Genomic DNA, 16583 nt, shown 5'->3' on the forward strand with positions numbered 1-16583 from the left:
CGACCAGGACGAAACTGATGATCATCAGCAGATACCATGATCCGAGTTTCGATAAAGACACCATTTCCCAGCCATTTTCTTGCCCGGGATAGGCCCAGGCGCGGGCGAATGTTCCAAGGTTTTCCGCAAACCAGATGAAGACTGCCACGAGGAAAAAGCCGATCAGCAGGGGCATCGGGCGGTGAACGCGGTCCGGGCGGAACCAGACCATGGTGCGCAGGTAGATGAGCGCGGTGGCGGCGAAGAGGCCGAGGCGGATGTCGACGGTCCAATGATGGGCGAAGAAGTTCACATAGATGGCCGCGGCGAGCAGGCCCTGCCGCCAGAGCGGCGGGAAACGGTCGAACCGGAACTCGAAGATGCGCCAGACGCGGGCGAGATAGGAGCCGACGGCGGCGTACATGAAGCCCGAAAAGACTGGCACGGCGCCGATGCGCAGGAAGCTGTCTTCCGGGTAGATCCAGCTGCCATGGGCGGTCTTGAACAGCTCCATGATGGTGCCGACAATGTGGAAGACGAGGATGACGCGCGCCTCCTCCCAGGTCTCGAGGCCGCTGATCAGCAGGGCGGCCTGAATGGCGAGGGCGGCGAGGACGAGGAAATCGTAACGGGAGAGCGCGGCGCCTTCCGGGTAGAAGAAGTAGGTGGCCAGCAGCAGGGCGAGCATCGCGCCGCCGAAGAGGCAGGCCCAGGCCTGCTTTATGCCGAAGCTGACGAATTCGAACAGGCCGAGGGTCCACGGGCCTTTCACCCAGCGGGCGCGGAGCGCTTCGCGTTCGGCGTGGAGGAAGGCGCGCAGGCGCTGGGTGCGGGCTTCAAGCTGGGGCGTCATGGCGCCCGGGGATGCCGGGATTTCCGGGCTGAAACAAGGCCAAGGGCCGCCAGGCCGGGGATGAATTTGAGGCTTTGTGAGGCCCGCCGGATGGCGTAAGCATTAGGAATGTGAAGCAGACGGGGGAGTCCGATGGCTTACAACTCTGGTGTTCAACTGGCCGGTATTGCCGGTATCGTGGGCGGCGGGCTCGGCGCTTATTTCGGCTACAACTATGCCATCGCAGAAGGCATGCCGCCGGTACAGGGAGCGCTGATCCTTGGCGCGGTCGGCATGATTGCGTTCAGTGCCGGCGCCTTCATCCTGAAGTCGGCGATGCAATTTATCGTCTACGTCATCATGCTGGGTCTGGTGGTGTACATATTCAGGAACCAGATAGAGGGCCTCACCGGGATAAATCCGGTGCAGGCCGTGCACACGACCCTGACAGGTTGGGGTTTGCCGCTGCCACCGCTGGATTAGGGCGCGGGTCAGGCTTTCCAGTCGGGCGAGCGCTTTTCGAGGAAAGCCGCGACGCCCTCCTTCCCTTCGGCCGAGGACCGGCGCGCAGCGATGCGCTTTGCGGTCTTGCGGCCAAGTTCCTTGTCGACCGGGCGGCCGGCGACATCACGCACGAGTTTCTTGGAATCGGCCACAGCGCCGGGCGCGGCAGCGAAGACGAGGCGCGCAACGTGTTCCTCCATCTCGGCCATTTCATCCGCTGACTGAACAACATACTGCACGAGGCCGATCCGCTCGGCGTATGCGGCATCGAAGGATTCTGCCGTCACAAACAGCGCGCGGGCCCAGCGGGGGCCGATTGCTTCGATGACGAAGGGGCTGATGGTGGCGGGCGTGAGGCCGAGGCGGACTTCGGAGAAGCGGAACTGGGTGCCGGCCATCGCGATGGCGACATCGCAGGCCGCGACCAGACCTGCGCCGCCGCCCATCGCGGCGCCCTGCACAAGGGCAAGGGTCATCTGCGGCATTTCGTAAAGCCGCTGCAGCATCTCGGCAAGATTTTCGGCGTCAGTCTCGTTGTCCTCGCGGGTTTTCAGCGCGGCGAGCTTCATCCATTCGAGATCCGCCCCGGCGGAGAAGGATTTGCCCTCGCCGCGCAGGATCATCATGCGGATGCCGGGCTGGTCGGCGATCATCGTGAAGACGTCCGTCAGCTCCGCGATCAGTTCGGCGTTGAAAGCGTTATGGACATCCGGACGATTGAGCGTGACGACGGCGACACCGGCGCGCGTCACGTCCAGCTTGATGAGGTCATAGTCAGCGTCGCGCATAGGGTTTCCTCTCAGGGATCGTTTCTTGTCGCCACCTTGCGGTAGTGGCTGGACGGGCGCAAGGCGGGCTTCTCGACAAGGTGCCACAAGGCGAAGCTGGCGGCGAGGACGAGGATTGCCGCAAGTGCGAAGAAGGCGGGCGCGCCGAGCGTGGGGAGCAGGCCAGCGGCGAGCATGGCCTGCAGGATGGGGAAATGGCTGATGTAGAGGCCGTAGGAAACGTCGCCGAAACGGGCGGCGTTGAGGACCGGGCCGGGAGCGAAGGCGAAACCCGCAAGCAGCCCGGCTAGGCCGAGGGCGCGCAGCGGCTCCAGCAGCGGATGGGTCAGCGAGGCTGCCGTGAGGAACGCGCCGGCGAAACCCAGCGGTGCCCAGAGACGGGGCAGCCGGTCAGCGCATTTCCAGAGAGCGATACCCATTGCGAAGAAGGCCATCTGGCCGGGTAACTGGCGGCTGAGAGCGTTGCCGAGATGCGCGTCTTCGATTCGAGGCAGCTGCATCGCCCAGACTGTGCCCGCGACATACAGCACGGCGATGGCCAGCCACCAGTGCGCGCGCAGGACCTTCAGCACAAGGAGGATAAGCGGAAGGATGATATAGAACATCACTTCGATCTTGAGGGTCCAGAGCGCGCCATTGACTTCCGGATAGGGATTGGACCCAAACAAGCCCGGCAGGCTTGGTTCAATGAAATTGAGGAAGACGAGATTGGCGGAGAGGTAGCGCAGCACGCCTTGCAAATCGTGGGTCATGGCGAGGCTAACGAGCGCGGGAATGAGGATGATGACCGCGTAGGCCGGATAGAGGCGGCGAAAACGCTTGCCGGCATAGTCCCCGAGGCTGGAGGAACGGTCCAACGAACTGGCCACCAGCGCGCCCGACACGATGAAGAACCCCTGAATCGAGACTTCCGCCAGGCGGGCGAACGCAAGTTCGATGGCGCCGCCCGCATCCAGACCAGTGAGCGCGACAGCATGGTATGCAAAGACGCCCGCAGCGAGCAGCAGACGGATCAGGTCGAAACGGTTCGGCGCGAAACTGTGCGGACTCAAGCGGAGGCGGCCTGTGCAGGAAACTTACCTGACAGGCGATATCAGGTTCCGCCGCCGGCGCAACGTGCAGCCGGCAGAAACAAAAACGGCCCCCGCAACGCGTGCGGAGGCCGGCAGGAGAAAGCGCGTGAGCCGGCTTACTGGCCGGCTTCTTTCGCGGCTTTCCAGGCTTCAGCTGCGGCTGTGTACTCGGCTTCGGACAGGTAGCCGTCATAGTTGGTGTCGGCATCTGCGAATTTCGCAGCGGCTTCTTCCTCGGTGACCTTGCCGGTCGCGACTTTCGCCGTGACGAATTCGGCTTGGCTGATCTGTCCGTCACCATCAGTGTCATAGGACGGAAGCCCAGGCATTTCACCCGCATGGGCCGCCAGTGCAGCGGTGAACAGGCCGGCTGCAAGGATGGATGTGCGTTTCATGTCTTACTCCGTTGGTCTACGCCGCGCTTTATCGCGACACCAGGAATGTAAGGCGGTGAAGCGGGCATGTGTCGTGACAATCGGTTCACGACAGACTTTACATCATGACGGCGCGCAAACGGCGATAATATGGCAGCTTTGCCATACGAACCTCACCCTATCTTTTTATCCTTAGGCGGATGAACGTAGGATGAGCAGGTTCACATCCTGAATACGCCAAAGCCGCGCTCGCCGAACGGAGCATTGAGGCTGGCGCTGAGGGCGAGACCCAGTACACGGCGTGTGTCGGCGGGGTCGATGATGCCGTCGTCCCAGAGGCGGGCAGTGGAGAAGTAAGGATTGCCTTCGGCTTCGTAGAGGTCGCGGATCGGTTGCTTGAAGGCGTTCTCTTCTTCGGCGCTCCATTGACCGCCGCGCCTTTCGATGCCGTCGCGCTTGACCGTGGCAAGCACGCTGGCGGCCTGCTCACCGCCCATGACCGAGATGCGCGCGTTCGGCCACATGAAGAGGAAGCGGGGCGAATAGGCGCGCCCGCACATGCCGTAATTGCCGGCCCCGAAACTGCCGCCGGTGACGACGGTGAATTTAGGAACCGAGGCGGTGGCGACGGCAGTGACCATCTTGGCGCCGTCCTTGGCGATGCCGCCGGCTTCGTATTTGGAGCCGACCATGAAGCCGGTGATGTTTTGCAGGAAGACGAGCGGAATGCGGCGCTGGTCGGCCAGCTCAATGAAATGGGCGGCTTTCTGGGCGCTTTCCGAGAAAAGGATGCCGTTGTTGGCGAGAATAGCGACCGGCATGCCGTAGAGGCGCGCAAAGCCGCAGACGAGGGTTTCGCCGTAGAGCTTCTTGAACTCGTGAAACTCCGAACCATCGACAAGCCGGGCGATGACTTCGCGCGCGTCATAAGGCTCGCGCACATCCTGTGGGACAAGCCCGAGGAGTTCGGCGGGATCATAGAGAGGCTCGGCGGGGTCTGTCAGGTCGAAAGGCTGGGGTTTTGGTTTTGACAGGGTACGGACGATGGAGCGCACGATGGCGAGGGCATGGGAATCGTGCGCCGCGTAATGATCCGCGACGCCGGAGCGGCGGGCGTGGACATCGGCGCCGCCAAGGTCTTCCGCGCTGATCTCTTCGCCGGTGGCGGCTTTCACCAGCGGCGGGCCGCCAAGGAAAATGGTGCCTTGCTTGCGAACGATGACGGTTTCGTCGGACATGGCGGGAACATAGGCGCCGCCGGCGGTGCAGCTGCCCATCACGGCGGCGATCTGGGGGATGCCCTTCGCGCTCATCTGGGCCTGGTTGTAGAAGATGCGGCCGAAATGTTCGCGGTCGGGGAAGACTTCGGACTGGTGAGGCAGGTTCGCGCCGCCGCTGTCCACAAGGTAGATGCAGGGCAGATGGTTTTCCATCGCCACTTCCTGGGCGCGCAGGTGTTTCTTCACGGTGATGGGGAAATATGCCCCGCCTTTCACGGTCGCGTCATTGCAGACGATTAGGCATTCCCCGCCCTCGACGCGGCCAACGCCGGTGATGAGGCCGGCGCCGGGAGCTTCGCCGTCATACATGCCGTTGGCAGCGAGGGCGCCGATTTCGAGGAAGGCGCTGCCGGGGTCGACCAGCTGCTCGACCCGCTCGCGGGGGAGCAGCTTGCCGCGCTCGGTATGGCGCTTGCGGCTATCCTCCGGGCCGCCGAGGGCGGCTTCGGCGGTGCGGGCGCGAAGGTCGGAGACAAGGGCGGACATGGCCTGCCGGTTGGCCGCGAACTTCGCCGAGGTCACGTCCAGGGCCGATTTCAGAACAGGCATACGCCCTCCTTTAACACTTTCGCCGAGGATTAGCGGCGGCGCCCCGGACTGTCACCCGTTCGGTAACTCTTTTGTGTTAAGCATGGTGCATGCTCGCCTTCAAATCTTCTCCCGAAACACGCAAAGTCCGTGGCATGCGGCCTGATTTTACCTCCCACCTGAAAACCATACCCCTGCTGAAGGACGTCTCGCAGCGCGCCATGCGCTCGGCGGAGCGGGAGGCGCGCTGGTTCTCCCTGCCGGCAGGCCAACCTCTTTTCCTGGCGGGCGAGCCAGCCGATTCGATCTTCTTCGTCATGTCCGGCACGCTGGGCGCCTTCAATGCGGCGGGCGAATTCGTGGGCCATATCCGCCCCGGCGAGCCGGTGGGCGAGATGGCCCTGTTCCTCGGCGGCGCTGAAACGGCGGGCGACGGCGTGCTGGAGAATGCACCGCATACGGGCTCTGTCTATGCGCTGCGCGATTCCGAAGTGATCGGTCTGTCGCGCGCGGGATGGGGCCGGCTTGTCCGCTCAGAGCCTGAACTGCTGGAAGGGATGATCCGCATAATCCTGACCCGGCTCGGCCGCACGGGCCAGCGCAACGCGGCCTCGGTGCCGAAAGTGTACACGCTGCTGGCGACCTCCCCGACGATTGACCTTCGCGTTCGCGCAAAGATGCTGCGCGACTCGCTGATGAAGTTCGGGCAGAAGGTGGCGATTGTTGACGAGGTGCAGGGCGATGAACGCCCGGCCGCCTTCTTCGACGAACTTGAACAGAACAATGACACGGTGATCCTGATCGCCGCGATCGGCGATACGAACTGGTTCCGGCTGGCGACGCGCCAGGCAGACCGTATCTGGGTTCTGGCGCGCGGTGATGCGCGCCCATCCGTACCGTTGATGCCCGAGGAAACCTCTCCGGCGCAGCGCCTGAAACTGGTAGACGTAGTGCTGATCCATCCGGGTACGGAGCGCCGAGCTGCGCGTCCGGACGAGTGGAAAGCCGCCGCCGGCGCGCACCGCCTTTTCCACTGGAACGGCGACAATGCCATCGACGCCATGCGCCTTGCACGGACGATGGCGGGCCGGTCTGTCGGATTGGTCCTGTCTGGCGGCGGCGCACGGGCGTATAGCCATATCGGCGTGATCCGGGCGATCCGCGAACGCGGTGTGCCGCTGGATTTTGTTGGCGGGGCGTCTATGGGCGCAGTGGTTGCGGCCTGCGTGGCAATGGGCTGGGACGATGCCGAAATCGACCGGCGGATCCGCAAAGCGTTTGTCGAGTCCAACCCCCTGGGTGACTATACGCTGCCCGTGGTGGGCATGGTGAAAGGCCGCCGCGTGAATGCGCGGCTGGAAGAGCATTTCGGCGACGTCGATATCGGCGACCTGAAGCTGCCCTTCTATGCCCTGTCCACCAACCTAACGACCGGACGGACGCATGTGCACCGCTCCGGCCTGCTGCGCAGCGCGCTGCGGGCGACGATTTCCCTGCCCGGCATCCTGCCGCCGGTGGTGGAGGGTGATGACATTCTCGTCGACGGCGCCGTTCTCAACAATTTCCCCGTGGAGATCATGCGGGAGCTACATCAGGGCTTTGTGGTCGGATCGGACGTTTCCGGCCAGCCGGAGGGGCTCAACCGTGAGGAATTCGCCCGGCCGCTCAACTTCTGGCAGTGGGTGGCCCGGCACGGATTCTCGTCGCCGCCGCCGATTGCCGGCCTGCTGATGCGCTCCGCAACTATCCGCAACGACCCGACTTCCGGGCGGAATCTCGCGGACCTGATGGTGCTGCCGGATTTGCCGGGAATCGAGCTTCGGGACTGGACGGCGTATGATGCCGCCGTAGACGCTGGCTACCTCGCCGCGAAAGCGGCTCTCGAGAGCAGCGAAATCCCGGTCATGTGCTGCCCCGCATGATCCCTAACCTGTTGTAAAATCAACAGTACGTTAAGCATGTTGCGACAAGTTAACCCTCAAAGACGGCTGAACGTGTTGAGGGCTATATCATGGGCGCAAGTCAACTCGACCTGCTGCCGATCGTCGTTTGCGAGACGGCGCCGGTTCGCGATGAACAGGGCGAGATCATCGACCTCGAATGGATCGATGCCAACCAGCTGATGAATGAGTCGATCCTGCCGAATGGCGGCAGTGTCGTCGGCATGCGGATCTTCGAGTTCGATGCAAAGTATCGCGACTCCGAAATGGTCCGCCATGTGATGGAAGTGATTCGCACCGGCGAGCCCCGCACGTTCGTGACTGGTGAAGGCCGCGCAGCCCGCATGCTCGGCAAGGTCATGAAGACGATGATCGTGCCAACCCCGCGCGGGGCGCTGTCCTGCTCGCATGAGGTTACGGATCTCGCCGCCGAACGCGATGAAGCCCGCCACCGGTTCGAGCTTGCGCGCGCTGCCTGCGACCACGCGCTGCACGGCATCATCCTGTCGGACGTGTCGAGCAATGTCCTGTATGTGAACAAGGCAATCACCGACCTGCTCGGCTATACGGCAGAAGAAGTGATCGGCAAGAATATCGGCATCCTGTTTGGTGTTCAGACACTGGACGCGGTGCGCGCTTTTGGAAAGCAGACCATCCAGGAAATCGAGCGCGGCGAAGAGATCCGTGTGGAGAAGGATGCCGAAGCTGTTTCGAAAAACGGCGACCGGATCCGCGTCCAGTTCTCGACGTCGAGCACGCGGTATGGCGGCACGGGGGACATGCTGTTCATCACCGTTTTGCGCGATGTGCGCGAAGAGCGACGCAAGGCCCACGAGCTGCGCGATGCGCTGAACCGCGCCGAGCAGGCGACGCGCCTCAAGTCGGAATTCCTTGCCAACATGAGCCATGAAATCCGCACGCCGCTGAACGGCGTGCTCGGCATGGCTCAAGTGCTGGCGCACAGCAATCTCAGCGAAGGCCAGGCCGAACAGGTCGGCGTCATCCTCGATTCTGGCAAGACGCTGATGGTTCTGCTGAACGACATTCTCGATCTGTCCAAGATCGAAGCCGGACGCATGGATGTCTCGCCCGTGGCGGGCGACCTGCGGCACAAGCTGAGCGGCGTGTTCAAGCTGCACGAAGCTGCGGCGCGGGAAAAGGGCATCGGCTTCCAGCTGTTCATCCACCCGAGCCTGCCCTCGCGCATGATCTTTGACCCGGTGCGCGTGCGCCAGTGTATCGGCAACCTTGTCTCCAACGCGATCAAGTTCACCACGCAGGGCGAAGTGATGATCGTGGTGAGCAGTGCGCCGCTAGAGAATGGCGATCACATGATCACCGTGCATGTTTCCGATACCGGGGTCGGCATCGCGCCGGACAAGATCGAGCGCGTGTTCGAATCTTTCGCGCAGGAAGATGGCTCCACGACGCGCCGCTTCGGCGGCACAGGGCTTGGGCTGTCGATCACACGCAAACTGGCGCGGATCATGGATGGCGACGTTACGGCCGCAAGCGAGCCGGGCCGCGGGTCTGTCTTTACACTGACATTCCGGGCACAGTCGGCAGAGCCGGTCGTTCTGGCAGGCGACGAAGGCATCGCGCAGATACCGCAACGCAAGGCCCGCGCGGGCCTCACAGGCTGCCACGCGCTGGTGGTGGACGATAATGGCATCAACCGCCGCGTTGCCCGCTCATTCCTCGAGCATCATGGCATCGAGATCTCCGAGGCCTGTGACGGGAATGATGCCCTCGAAGTGATGTCGCGCGACAAGTTCGACATTGTACTGATGGATATTCATATGCCGGGCCTTGATGGCGCAGAGGCGTTCCGCCGGCTGCGCAATTCGGGCAGCATCAACCGCCTGACGCCGGTCATCGCGCTGACCGCAGATTCGATGCATGGCGACCGCGAGCGGTTCCTCAGCAAGGGCTTTGACGGCTATGTCTCCAAGCCGATCGAAGAGCGGTCGCTGATCTCCGCGATCTCGCAGATCCTGAGCGTTGCCGACGATTCCACGACCTGGCGGGTGAGCGCCTAGCGGAGCTTCTCGCGCAGCGCTGCCTCACTTTCGAGGAACCAGACAGCCTTGCCCCTGTTTGACTCGTAGATGAAATCCCGCAGCGCGCCGCTTTCCCCTGCGGCCTCGGAAATGTCGCCGAGAATGACGAGCAGCACCTGATAGTTCACGAACTTCTGGATCACTTCTCCGGCAAGGCGTGTCCTGAGTTGCAGGAATTCAGGCGCCAGCCGCGAAACCGGCATCACGGCGGCCGTCGCCTTCAGGGCCCAGGTTTCCGACAGAAAATCGTTGGCATCGCCGGGCACTGCGAGTGGCGCGCCGTCTTCCGGAAAGAAGAGCACGCGGCGATGCCCGATCTCCTCCAGCCGGGCGGTCATCGTCAGGCCGTCTCTCCGAACAGCTCACGGCCAATGAGCCAGCGGCGGATTTCGCTGGTGCCGGCGCCGATCTCATAGAGCTTGGCATCGCGCAGGAGACGGCCTGTCGGGTATTCATTGATATAGCCGTTGCCGCCGAGGAGCTGGATGGCGTCTAGGGCGAGTTTGGTGGCCGTTTCTGCCGCATACAGAATAGCGCCGGCCGCGTCCTTGCGGGTCGTCTCTCCGCGGTCGCAGGCCTTGGCGACGGCATAGACATAGGCTTTGGCGGCGTTCATCTGGACATACATGTCGGCAAGCTTGCCCTGCACCAGCTGGAACTCGCCGATGGGCTGACCGAACTGCTTGCGGTCGTGGATGTAAGGGATCACGACATCGAGGCAGGCCTGCATGATGCCGGTCGGCCCAGCCGAGAGCACGGCCCGCTCATAGTCGAGACCGCTCATCAGGATACGGACACCGCCGCCGACCGGGCCCATCACATTTTCTGCCGGAACTTCGCAATCCTCGAACACGAGCTCGCCGGTTTCCGAGCCGCGCATGCCAAGCTTGTCGAGCTTCTGGGCGACGGAGAAACCCTTGAATCCGCGCTCGATCAGGAAGGCGGTGATGCCTTTGGACGCGCCCTGCGGATCGGTCTTGGCGTAGACGACCAGAGTGTCCGCATCCGGAGCATTGGTGATCCACATCTTGGTGCCGTTGAGGACGTACCGGTCGCCCTTCTTGTCAGCGCGCAGCTTCATCGAGACGACATCGGACCCTGCCCCGCTCTCGCTCATCGCGAGGGAGCCGAGGTGTTCACCGGAGATCAGTTTCGGCAGGTAGCGGGCCTTCTGGTCGTCATTGCCCCAGCGGCGAAGCTGGTTGACGCAGAGGTTCGAGTGCGCGCCGTAGGAGAGGCCGACCGAGGCGGAGGCGCGGGAGATTTCCTCCATTGCCACGACATGTTCGAGATAGCCGAGGCCGGTGCCGCCCCATTCCTCTTCCACGGTGATTCCGAGAAGTCCGAGTTCGCCCATTTTCGGCAATAGGTCGCGCGGGAACTTGTCCGTGCGGTCGATTTCGGCAGCGCGGGGCGCGATCTCCGCCTGGGCAAAGTTTTTCACGGTTTCGCGGATCATGTCCGCAGTTTCACCGAGATCGAAGTTCAGAGTGGGATATGTGTTCGTCAGCATGCGCTCTCCCTAGCAAGGGCGTGCGCCGCTGTCACCGATTCAGTCCTGCCGGGTGAGCGCGCGGAAAAGGTAGTAAGTCGAGATCACAAACAGGAAGCCGCCGCCCAGTGCGAGGATGGGGCCGGCATAGGCATCGCTCGTCCGCAGGACGGGCTGGGAGGTATGGGCGAGGAAACGCTGGATGCCCGCGACAAAGCCGACAAAGCCGAGGCCAGAGAGCAGCGCGTAGGGCATCCAGGCGCCGAGGTTGCGGAGCGTGGCTGTGTCGCGGTCGCCGTTTTCCTTGATAGCGCGGTCAAGGTCTCGCGGGTCAATCTGGATAATCTCGAGGTCGTCCACGATGACTGCTTCGGCCGGTGGCAGCGGAGGCAGGCCGGACGGGTCTTCGGGCGCGGCGGCGGTGTCCGCAGGGGGGCGCGGAATGCGGCGCCGCTCGATGCCTTCCGGCGGGCCTTTCTGGCGGACCGGAGGTGTGGCGGGCGGCAGCGGCGGCGTGGCAGGTTCGTCGCCGACCAGCGCCTTGAGCGCATCGGTAATCTCTTCCGGCGTCGGTCCATCGCCGGGAACGGGCGGCGGCAGAGGCGGCGAAACGAGTTGCGCCGGCGCCTCACCCAGCAGGCGGGCAATGCGCTCGCTGACGGCGCGGGCAGCGGCCTGCGTGGAGGACTCGGCCGGATGCGATACGTCCTTCTCGGGGCGAGGCGAGATGACCACAGAGCGCGACCCTGCGGCCAGCTCCTCATCATCATTGCCGCGTTGCACCAGCGGACGGATCAGCGCACCGGGAATGGCGGCGCGGCCGCTCGGGTGTTCGAGGAACAGCGCAATCTCGGCGGCGCGGCGGCGCGCCAGGGCATCGACCACGCGCAACTCGCCTGAGATGTTGGCGAGCCGCCAGGCCCACATGGCGTCTGCCGCGCTGGCGCGGTCGCCGGCATTCAGGGCGGGGATCACATCCGAACCGGCAAAGGCATCTGCACCGATATTGAAGGCAAACGAGACGAGCGCGTCGAATTCATTCTGGCTGAGCGGGCTCAGCACCAGTTCGGCGATCTGCTGCTCGATCGGTGGCAGGTCGTGATGGATCAGGATCAGGACGGCATCGCGCTGGGATATCTGCAGGCCGGGGCGTGCGGTGGCAGTATGACCATAGCCGATCAGCCAGCGACCGTCCGCCAGACGCGATGCGCCCGACCGGAAACCCTCGAAGCTCCGGATGAGCTCGAGCCCGCTTGCTGATGTGCGCATGGGACGGGCCAAAATCCCCTTGCTCCCGTTCTGGTACAACCGGCCAAATGCCTACAGGTGCGTCCTGCAAAACGCGCGCCCATTCGCCTGAAACGGGAGATTCGGCCGAAAAACCGCCAGTTTACAAGAGGACCAGTGTGGCAAGGCCAAGGAAACTGAAGAAGGCCATGACATCGGTCAGAGTGAGCACAAAAACCGAGGACGCAACGGCGGGGTCTGCACCCAGCTTTTTCAGGCCCAGAGGCACCAGGATACCGGAAAGGCCTGCCCACAGGAATGTTCCGAACATGGCAACCGCGATAACCAGACCGAGGCGGGTATCCCCGAACCAGAACAGGGCGATCAGGCCGACCCCGCCGCCGATCAGAAGGCCGTTGATGCAAGCGGCATACAGCTCCCGCAGGATCGCGCGGCGGCCCGCTGAGCCGTCCAACTGGCGCGAAGCAATCGCGCGCACCGCGACGGCGAGCCCCTGACTGCCCGCATTTCCGCCCAGAGCCGCGACCACAGGCATAAGGATCGCCAGCGCAACAATCTGTTCGATGGCGCCTTCGAAAACAGAGATGATCGCTGAAGCGATGAAGGCGGTGAAGAGGTTGATCGCGAGCCAGGGGAAGCGGGCCTTGACCGTCTCGATCACGGTATCGGATGCATCTGCAGACGACACGTTCGACAGAGCGAGCAGGTCTTCGCTATGTTCTTCCTGCATGACGTCGACCATATCATCGACCGTAATCATGCCGATCAGGCGGCCTGCATCATCTGTCACAGGAGCGGAGGCAAGCGAGTATTTCTGGAACTGGAAGGCGACCTCTTCCTGATCCGTCGAGGGCCGCAGGGTTGTTGTGGGTTCATGCAGAATGTCTTCCAGCGGCGTCTCGCGCGAATAACGCATCAGGGCCGCAAGGGGCACCGACCCGAGCAGGCGGTAGGCGGGGTCAACGACATAGACTTCGTAAAACACTTCCGGCAGATCTTCCCCGCGCCCGCGTGTGTGATCGATCGTTTGCCCGACGGTCCAGAATTCCGGCACCGCCACATACTCCGTCTGCATCAGACGGCCGGCTGTTTCCTCTTCATAGGCAAGGCTGCGTTCGAGTTCGGCCCGGTCCACCGGGGCGAGGTCCTCCAGGATTCGCTCCCGGCGGTCTTCCTCGAGGTCTTCAAGGATGGTGGTTGCATCGTCCGAGTCGAGTTCGTCGAGGGCCTGCGCAACTGCCTGGTCAGGCAGCATGTCGACGGCGCCCTCTCGGTAGGAGTCGCGCAGTTCGATCAGGATTTCCGGCGGCAGCTCGCCGCCGAGCAGTTCCACCGCCTCTTCGAACGTGTCGTATTGCAGGGCTTCCAGCGCATCAGCAGCGTCCGCCGGGTGAAGCCGCTTCAGCGTGCGCGACAGCCAGCGGACATCGCGCTCGTCGACAGCATCGGCAAGGTCGCGCAGGAAGACCGGATCGATCTTTCCCTGATCTGAAGGCGTAGGCGCGCTGGTATCAGTCATCGGCGCCTCTCATGCCGGGGTTGCACGGCCCCGGCAAGAGCGACATTCAACGGGCTTTAGCTATAGCGGAATTCCGGGCCGTCGAGGTCGATCTTAGGGAACTCGTCCTTTTCCCGCCAGTAATCCTGCGTGTGCTGCCATTCCTTGGCGGCGCCCGCCTTGGGCATCAGGTGCAGTGAGCGCTGCAGGTAGCCGGGATTGAAATTGTCCCCGTCGATCCATGGCTTTAGTTCCATATTGTGGTCTTGCGGGCGCAGGGCGACTTCCACCTGCTTGGCACCCTTGGAATCCATGTGCTTCAGCAGCCGGCAGACGAGGTCGCCCATCATGTCCACCCGCAGTGTCCAGCTGGCGCGGAAATAGCCGAAAACCCAGACGAGATTGGGCACACCTGTGAACATCATGCCGCGATAAGTGACCGTGTCGGCCCAGTTGACCGGCTTGCCATCCACTTCGAAAGGAATACCGCCAAGGACGGAGAGGTCGAAACCTGTGGCAGTGATGATGACATCTGCTTCAAGCTCCCGGCCGGATTTCAGCAGGATGCCCTTCTGCGTGAAACGGTCGATCTCATCCGTGACGACGCTTGCGAGGCCGGCCTTGATGCCTTCGAACAGATCGGCCTCGGGCACGAAGGCGACGCGCTGCTGCCATGGCCGGTAGCGCGGTGTGAAGTGCGTCATGTCATAGCCTTCCGGCAGGCACGCCTTCACACCCTCCAGCAGCTCGGCGCGCAGGGCTTCGGCATCCTCAAACGAGCGGCGCGTGAATTCGGCCTGCTCGAAAAGATACTTGCGGCGCACAATTTCGTGGATCCAGTGCTCATCGACGCCGAGCTTGCGCAGCTCGTCCGCCATCACGTTTTCATTCCGGGCCGGGATGAAATAGGTCGGAGAACGCTGCAGCAGCGTGACGTGTTCGCACTTTCCGGCAATGGCAGGCACAACTGTCGCGGCTGTGGCGCCGGAGCCGATACAGATGACCTTCTTGCCCGTCAGGTCCATATCTTCGGGCCATGTCTGCGGATGAACGATCTGTCCACGGAAGGTATCCATGCCCGGCCATTCCGGTGTGTAGCCCTGTGAATGATTGTAATAGCCCTGACACATCCACAGGAACTTTGCCATGAAGGTCAGCGTCTCGCCGGTATCGAGGCGTTCCGCCTTCACCGTCCATCGCTTCTTCGCGGTCGACCAGCTGGCGGATGTGATGCGGTGGCGATAGCGGATATGCTGCGCGAGGTCGTTTTCCTCGATCACTTCCGCCATGTATTTCAGGATTTCCTCGCGGCTCGCGATCGGCGGGCCAACCCACGGCTTGTGGCGATAGCCGAAGGTGTAGAGGTCCGAGTCGGAACGGATGCCGGGATAGCGGTGCATCCACCAGGTGCCCCCAAAGCTCTCATACGATTCCAGGACAACGAACTTCTTCTTCGGCGCCTGTGTCTTGAGGTGATAGGCCGCGCCCACACCCGAAATACCTGCCCCGACGATCAGGACATCGAAATGTTCAGTCTTCGCCTTGGGTTTGCGTTGCTGAAGCGTCGCCGTGTCGGCCATTCCTGTTCCTCCCTATGGCCCCGCAAGGGGGTGTCCGGCTCTCGTGCAAGGCCGGATGCTGACTGATGCTGTGCACGTTCGGCCCGGGAGGAAGGCGCTGCAATAAGTATTCGACCTGACCTGCCCCTGAGGCAAGCAAGTCTCGACGCGCATTCTTGGGAAGGCTCAGTCCGAGAGCTGGGAACGTATTTCTTCGCGGCGTTCGGGGAAATCTTCTTCCTGCCGGAAAGCCTGGCGGGAAGCCCGGTACTCGTATAGCGCGCCGAAGTAGAATCCCCTCGCCCAAGTCTCGCAGTAGTCCTGCTTAAGGCATTTGCGAGGCCCTGACCAGAGCCGGCGTACGCGCGCAGACGCAACGCCGCGGAACGCTTCCCAGCCGCTGAACACCAGCCGGAGCCATCCTTCGCCCCGCTGCCGCCGCCAGCCTGCGCCATAACCATGGCGGAATGCCCGCTGAATGACGGCAGCCGGTTCCGTCTGCGCTTCCCGCACCATGTGGCGCACGACAGCGCATTCCGCGAACCAGGCCTTGTATCCGGCCTTGTCGAGGCGTTCCATCAGTTCGGTTTCAGACCCCATCGGATAGCCGAGCGTGCCATTCGGACCGAACCGGCCGTCATAACGGTAGCCGGCCTGAAACACCGACGCCCGGATCGCCATGTTCGGGCCCCAGGCAAGGGCGCAATCGATCGGCCCTTCAGCATGGGAAGTCAGGGTGAAAAGAACGTCGAAATAATCACGCACAGGCTCAAGATGCTCGACACCGCAGCTCGGCCAGTGCGGCAGGATCCGGCCCGCAAACACAGAACACTCGGGATGTGCTTGTGCGGCCGCCGCGATCTCTTCCAGCCAGCCGGGAGAGGGCAGGATGTCATCATCCGTGAAGACAACCAGTTCTTCCGGGTCCAGATGATCGACAAGTTTGTTCAGCACATAGTTGAGGCAGTTGTTCTTGCCGCGCGTTGCATGCGAATGCAGGACAATTGGCAGCCGCTCAGCGTGGTGCTTTACGACGTCTATCGTACCGTCCTCGCTGAAATTATCGACAATGTGAAAGGTCGTACCGGCCGGAATCCGGAGACGATGCACGGCATCCAGCATCTCCCCGATGCGGCCCTGGCCGTTCAGCGTCGACAGGATGACGATCATGTGCGCGCCTCCCTGCCCGCCAACTTCTCCCCCCGTTCTTTGCAGGCGGCATGCCGAAGTAAATAGTTAATGCCGACACGCTTGCAACGGAAAATTCACCGGAATGGTAGAATCCCGTATGTTCTGCCTGATCCCATTTGTGCTGCTGCTATTTCAAGGAAAATCACGCCATTTTGGGCCAACCAAGCCTCGAAACGGCATTCCCGTCAGCCATCCTGAGAGCATGTCCCGGGGTATCCGCATCAGCACCAGTATAAC

Annotated in this window: 14 protein-coding genes; 3 read left to right on the plus strand and 11 right to left on the minus strand. The window is 62.7% G+C overall.

Features of this window, described 5'->3' with window-relative positions; genetic code table 11:
* A partial coding sequence (locus ACK4TE_RS09660) for a DUF817 domain-containing protein (protein ID WP_409911297.1) occupies window positions 1-832 on the minus strand: 832 nt, incomplete at its 3' end.
* 132 nt (window positions 833-964) lie between these two features.
* Here ACK4TE_RS09660 and ACK4TE_RS09665 point away from each other — a divergent pair.
* Window positions 965-1294 carry a hypothetical protein gene (locus tag ACK4TE_RS09665; protein ID WP_409911298.1) on the plus strand — a complete coding sequence of 110 codons (330 nt, stop codon included), beginning with the start codon at window positions 965-967 and terminating at the stop codon, window positions 1292-1294.
* 8 nt (window positions 1295-1302) lie between these two features.
* Here ACK4TE_RS09665 and ACK4TE_RS09670 read toward each other — a convergent pair whose 3' ends face one another.
* From ACK4TE_RS09670 to ACK4TE_RS09685, 4 genes are all read right to left on the minus strand, one after another.
* Complete coding sequence (locus tag ACK4TE_RS09670; RefSeq protein WP_409911299.1) at window positions 1303-2103, minus strand: enoyl-CoA hydratase-related protein; 801 nt, start codon at window positions 2101-2103, stop codon at window positions 1303-1305.
* 11 nt (window positions 2104-2114) lie between these two features.
* Window positions 2115-3155 (minus strand): acyltransferase family protein, encoded by a 1041-nt coding sequence (locus ACK4TE_RS09675; RefSeq protein WP_409911300.1) that lies wholly within the window; start codon window positions 3153-3155, stop codon window positions 2115-2117.
* Between the two features lie 137 nt (window positions 3156-3292).
* A complete protein-coding gene (locus tag ACK4TE_RS09680) occupies window positions 3293-3571 on the minus strand; it encodes an EF-hand domain-containing protein (RefSeq protein WP_409911301.1) in 279 nt (92 codons plus the stop codon).
* A gap of 200 nt (window positions 3572-3771) precedes the next feature.
* The gene (locus tag ACK4TE_RS09685; protein ID WP_409911302.1) at window positions 3772-5379 is read right to left on the minus strand and encodes a carboxyl transferase domain-containing protein; all 1608 of its coding nucleotides are present in this window, start codon (window positions 5377-5379) and stop codon (window positions 3772-3774) included.
* 134 nt (window positions 5380-5513) lie between these two features.
* Here ACK4TE_RS09685 and ACK4TE_RS09690 point away from each other — a divergent pair, with 134 nt between their 5' ends.
* Both ACK4TE_RS09690 and ACK4TE_RS09695 read left to right on the plus strand, forming a co-directional pair.
* Window positions 5514-7280: a patatin-like phospholipase family protein gene (locus tag ACK4TE_RS09690; protein ID WP_409911303.1), complete on the plus strand. Its 1767-nt coding sequence runs from the start codon at window positions 5514-5516 to the stop codon at window positions 7278-7280.
* An 89-nt stretch (window positions 7281-7369) separates the two neighbouring features.
* Window positions 7370-9337, plus strand: a complete 1968-nt coding sequence (locus tag ACK4TE_RS09695; RefSeq protein ID WP_409911304.1) for an ATP-binding protein — start codon at window positions 7370-7372, stop codon at window positions 9335-9337.
* Here the strand turns inward: ACK4TE_RS09695 and ACK4TE_RS09700 are convergent.
* The 6 genes from ACK4TE_RS09700 to ACK4TE_RS09725 all read right to left on the minus strand — a co-directional run bounded on the left by ACK4TE_RS09700 (window position 9334) and on the right by ACK4TE_RS09725 (window position 16325).
* Window positions 9334-9696 (minus strand): DUF4180 domain-containing protein, encoded by a 363-nt coding sequence (locus tag ACK4TE_RS09700; RefSeq protein ID WP_409911305.1) that lies wholly within the window; start codon window positions 9694-9696, stop codon window positions 9334-9336. The two genes, ACK4TE_RS09695 and ACK4TE_RS09700, sit on opposite strands and share 4 nt — an antisense overlap.
* Before the next feature lie 2 nt (window positions 9697-9698).
* Window positions 9699-10871 carry an isovaleryl-CoA dehydrogenase gene (locus ACK4TE_RS09705; RefSeq protein ID WP_409911306.1) on the minus strand — a complete coding sequence of 391 codons (1173 nt, stop codon included), beginning with the start codon at window positions 10869-10871 and terminating at the stop codon, window positions 9699-9701.
* Window positions 10872-10910: 39 nt separating this feature from the next.
* Complete coding sequence (locus tag ACK4TE_RS09710) at window positions 10911-12119, minus strand: lysozyme (RefSeq protein ID WP_409911307.1); 1209 nt, start codon at window positions 12117-12119, stop codon at window positions 10911-10913.
* 121 nt (window positions 12120-12240) lie between these two features.
* Window positions 12241-13617: a magnesium transporter gene (mgtE, locus tag ACK4TE_RS09715; RefSeq protein WP_409911308.1), complete on the minus strand. Its 1377-nt coding sequence runs from the start codon at window positions 13615-13617 to the stop codon at window positions 12241-12243.
* Window positions 13618-13673: 56 nt separating this feature from the next.
* A complete protein-coding gene (locus ACK4TE_RS09720) occupies window positions 13674-15176 on the minus strand; it encodes a flavin-containing monooxygenase (protein WP_409911309.1) in 1503 nt (500 codons plus the stop codon).
* A 165-nt stretch (window positions 15177-15341) separates the two neighbouring features.
* Window positions 15342-16325, minus strand: coding sequence for a glycosyltransferase (locus ACK4TE_RS09725; protein ID WP_409911310.1), 984 nt, complete (start codon window positions 16323-16325; stop codon window positions 15342-15344).
* Window positions 16326-16583 lie beyond the last annotated feature (258 nt).

It is taken from the genome of Hyphomonas sp., assembly GCF_046313975.1.
Classification (GTDB): Bacteria; Pseudomonadota; Alphaproteobacteria; order Caulobacterales; family Hyphomonadaceae; genus Hyphomonas.

Coding starts and splice junctions, on each gene's coding strand:
- ACK4TE_RS09665 (WP_409911298.1), top strand. CDS start 965: ATGGCTTACAACTCTGGTGTTCAACTGGCCGGTATTGCCGGTATCGTG.
- ACK4TE_RS09670 (WP_409911299.1), bottom strand. CDS start 2,103: ATGCGCGACGCTGACTATGACCTCATCAAGCTGGACGTGACGCGCGCC.
- ACK4TE_RS09680 (WP_409911301.1), bottom strand. CDS start 3,571: ATGAAACGCACATCCATCCTTGCAGCCGGCCTGTTCACCGCTGCACTG.
- ACK4TE_RS09685 (WP_409911302.1), bottom strand. CDS start 5,379: ATGCCTGTTCTGAAATCGGCCCTGGACGTGACCTCGGCGAAGTTCGCG.
- ACK4TE_RS09690 (WP_409911303.1), top strand. CDS start 5,514: ATGCGGCCTGATTTTACCTCCCACCTGAAAACCATACCCCTGCTGAAG.
- ACK4TE_RS09695 (WP_409911304.1), top strand. CDS start 7,370: ATGGGCGCAAGTCAACTCGACCTGCTGCCGATCGTCGTTTGCGAGACG.
- ACK4TE_RS09700 (WP_409911305.1), bottom strand. CDS start 9,696: ATGACCGCCCGGCTGGAGGAGATCGGGCATCGCCGCGTGCTCTTCTTT.
- ACK4TE_RS09705 (WP_409911306.1), bottom strand. CDS start 10,871: ATGCTGACGAACACATATCCCACTCTGAACTTCGATCTCGGTGAAACT.
- ACK4TE_RS09710 (WP_409911307.1), bottom strand. CDS start 12,119: ATGCGCACATCAGCAAGCGGGCTCGAGCTCATCCGGAGCTTCGAGGGT.
- mgtE (WP_409911308.1), bottom strand. CDS start 13,617: ATGACTGATACCAGCGCGCCTACGCCTTCAGATCAGGGAAAGATCGAT.
- ACK4TE_RS09720 (WP_409911309.1), bottom strand. CDS start 15,176: ATGGCCGACACGGCGACGCTTCAGCAACGCAAACCCAAGGCGAAGACT.
- ACK4TE_RS09725 (WP_409911310.1), bottom strand. CDS start 16,325: ATGATCGTCATCCTGTCGACGCTGAACGGCCAGGGCCGCATCGGGGAG.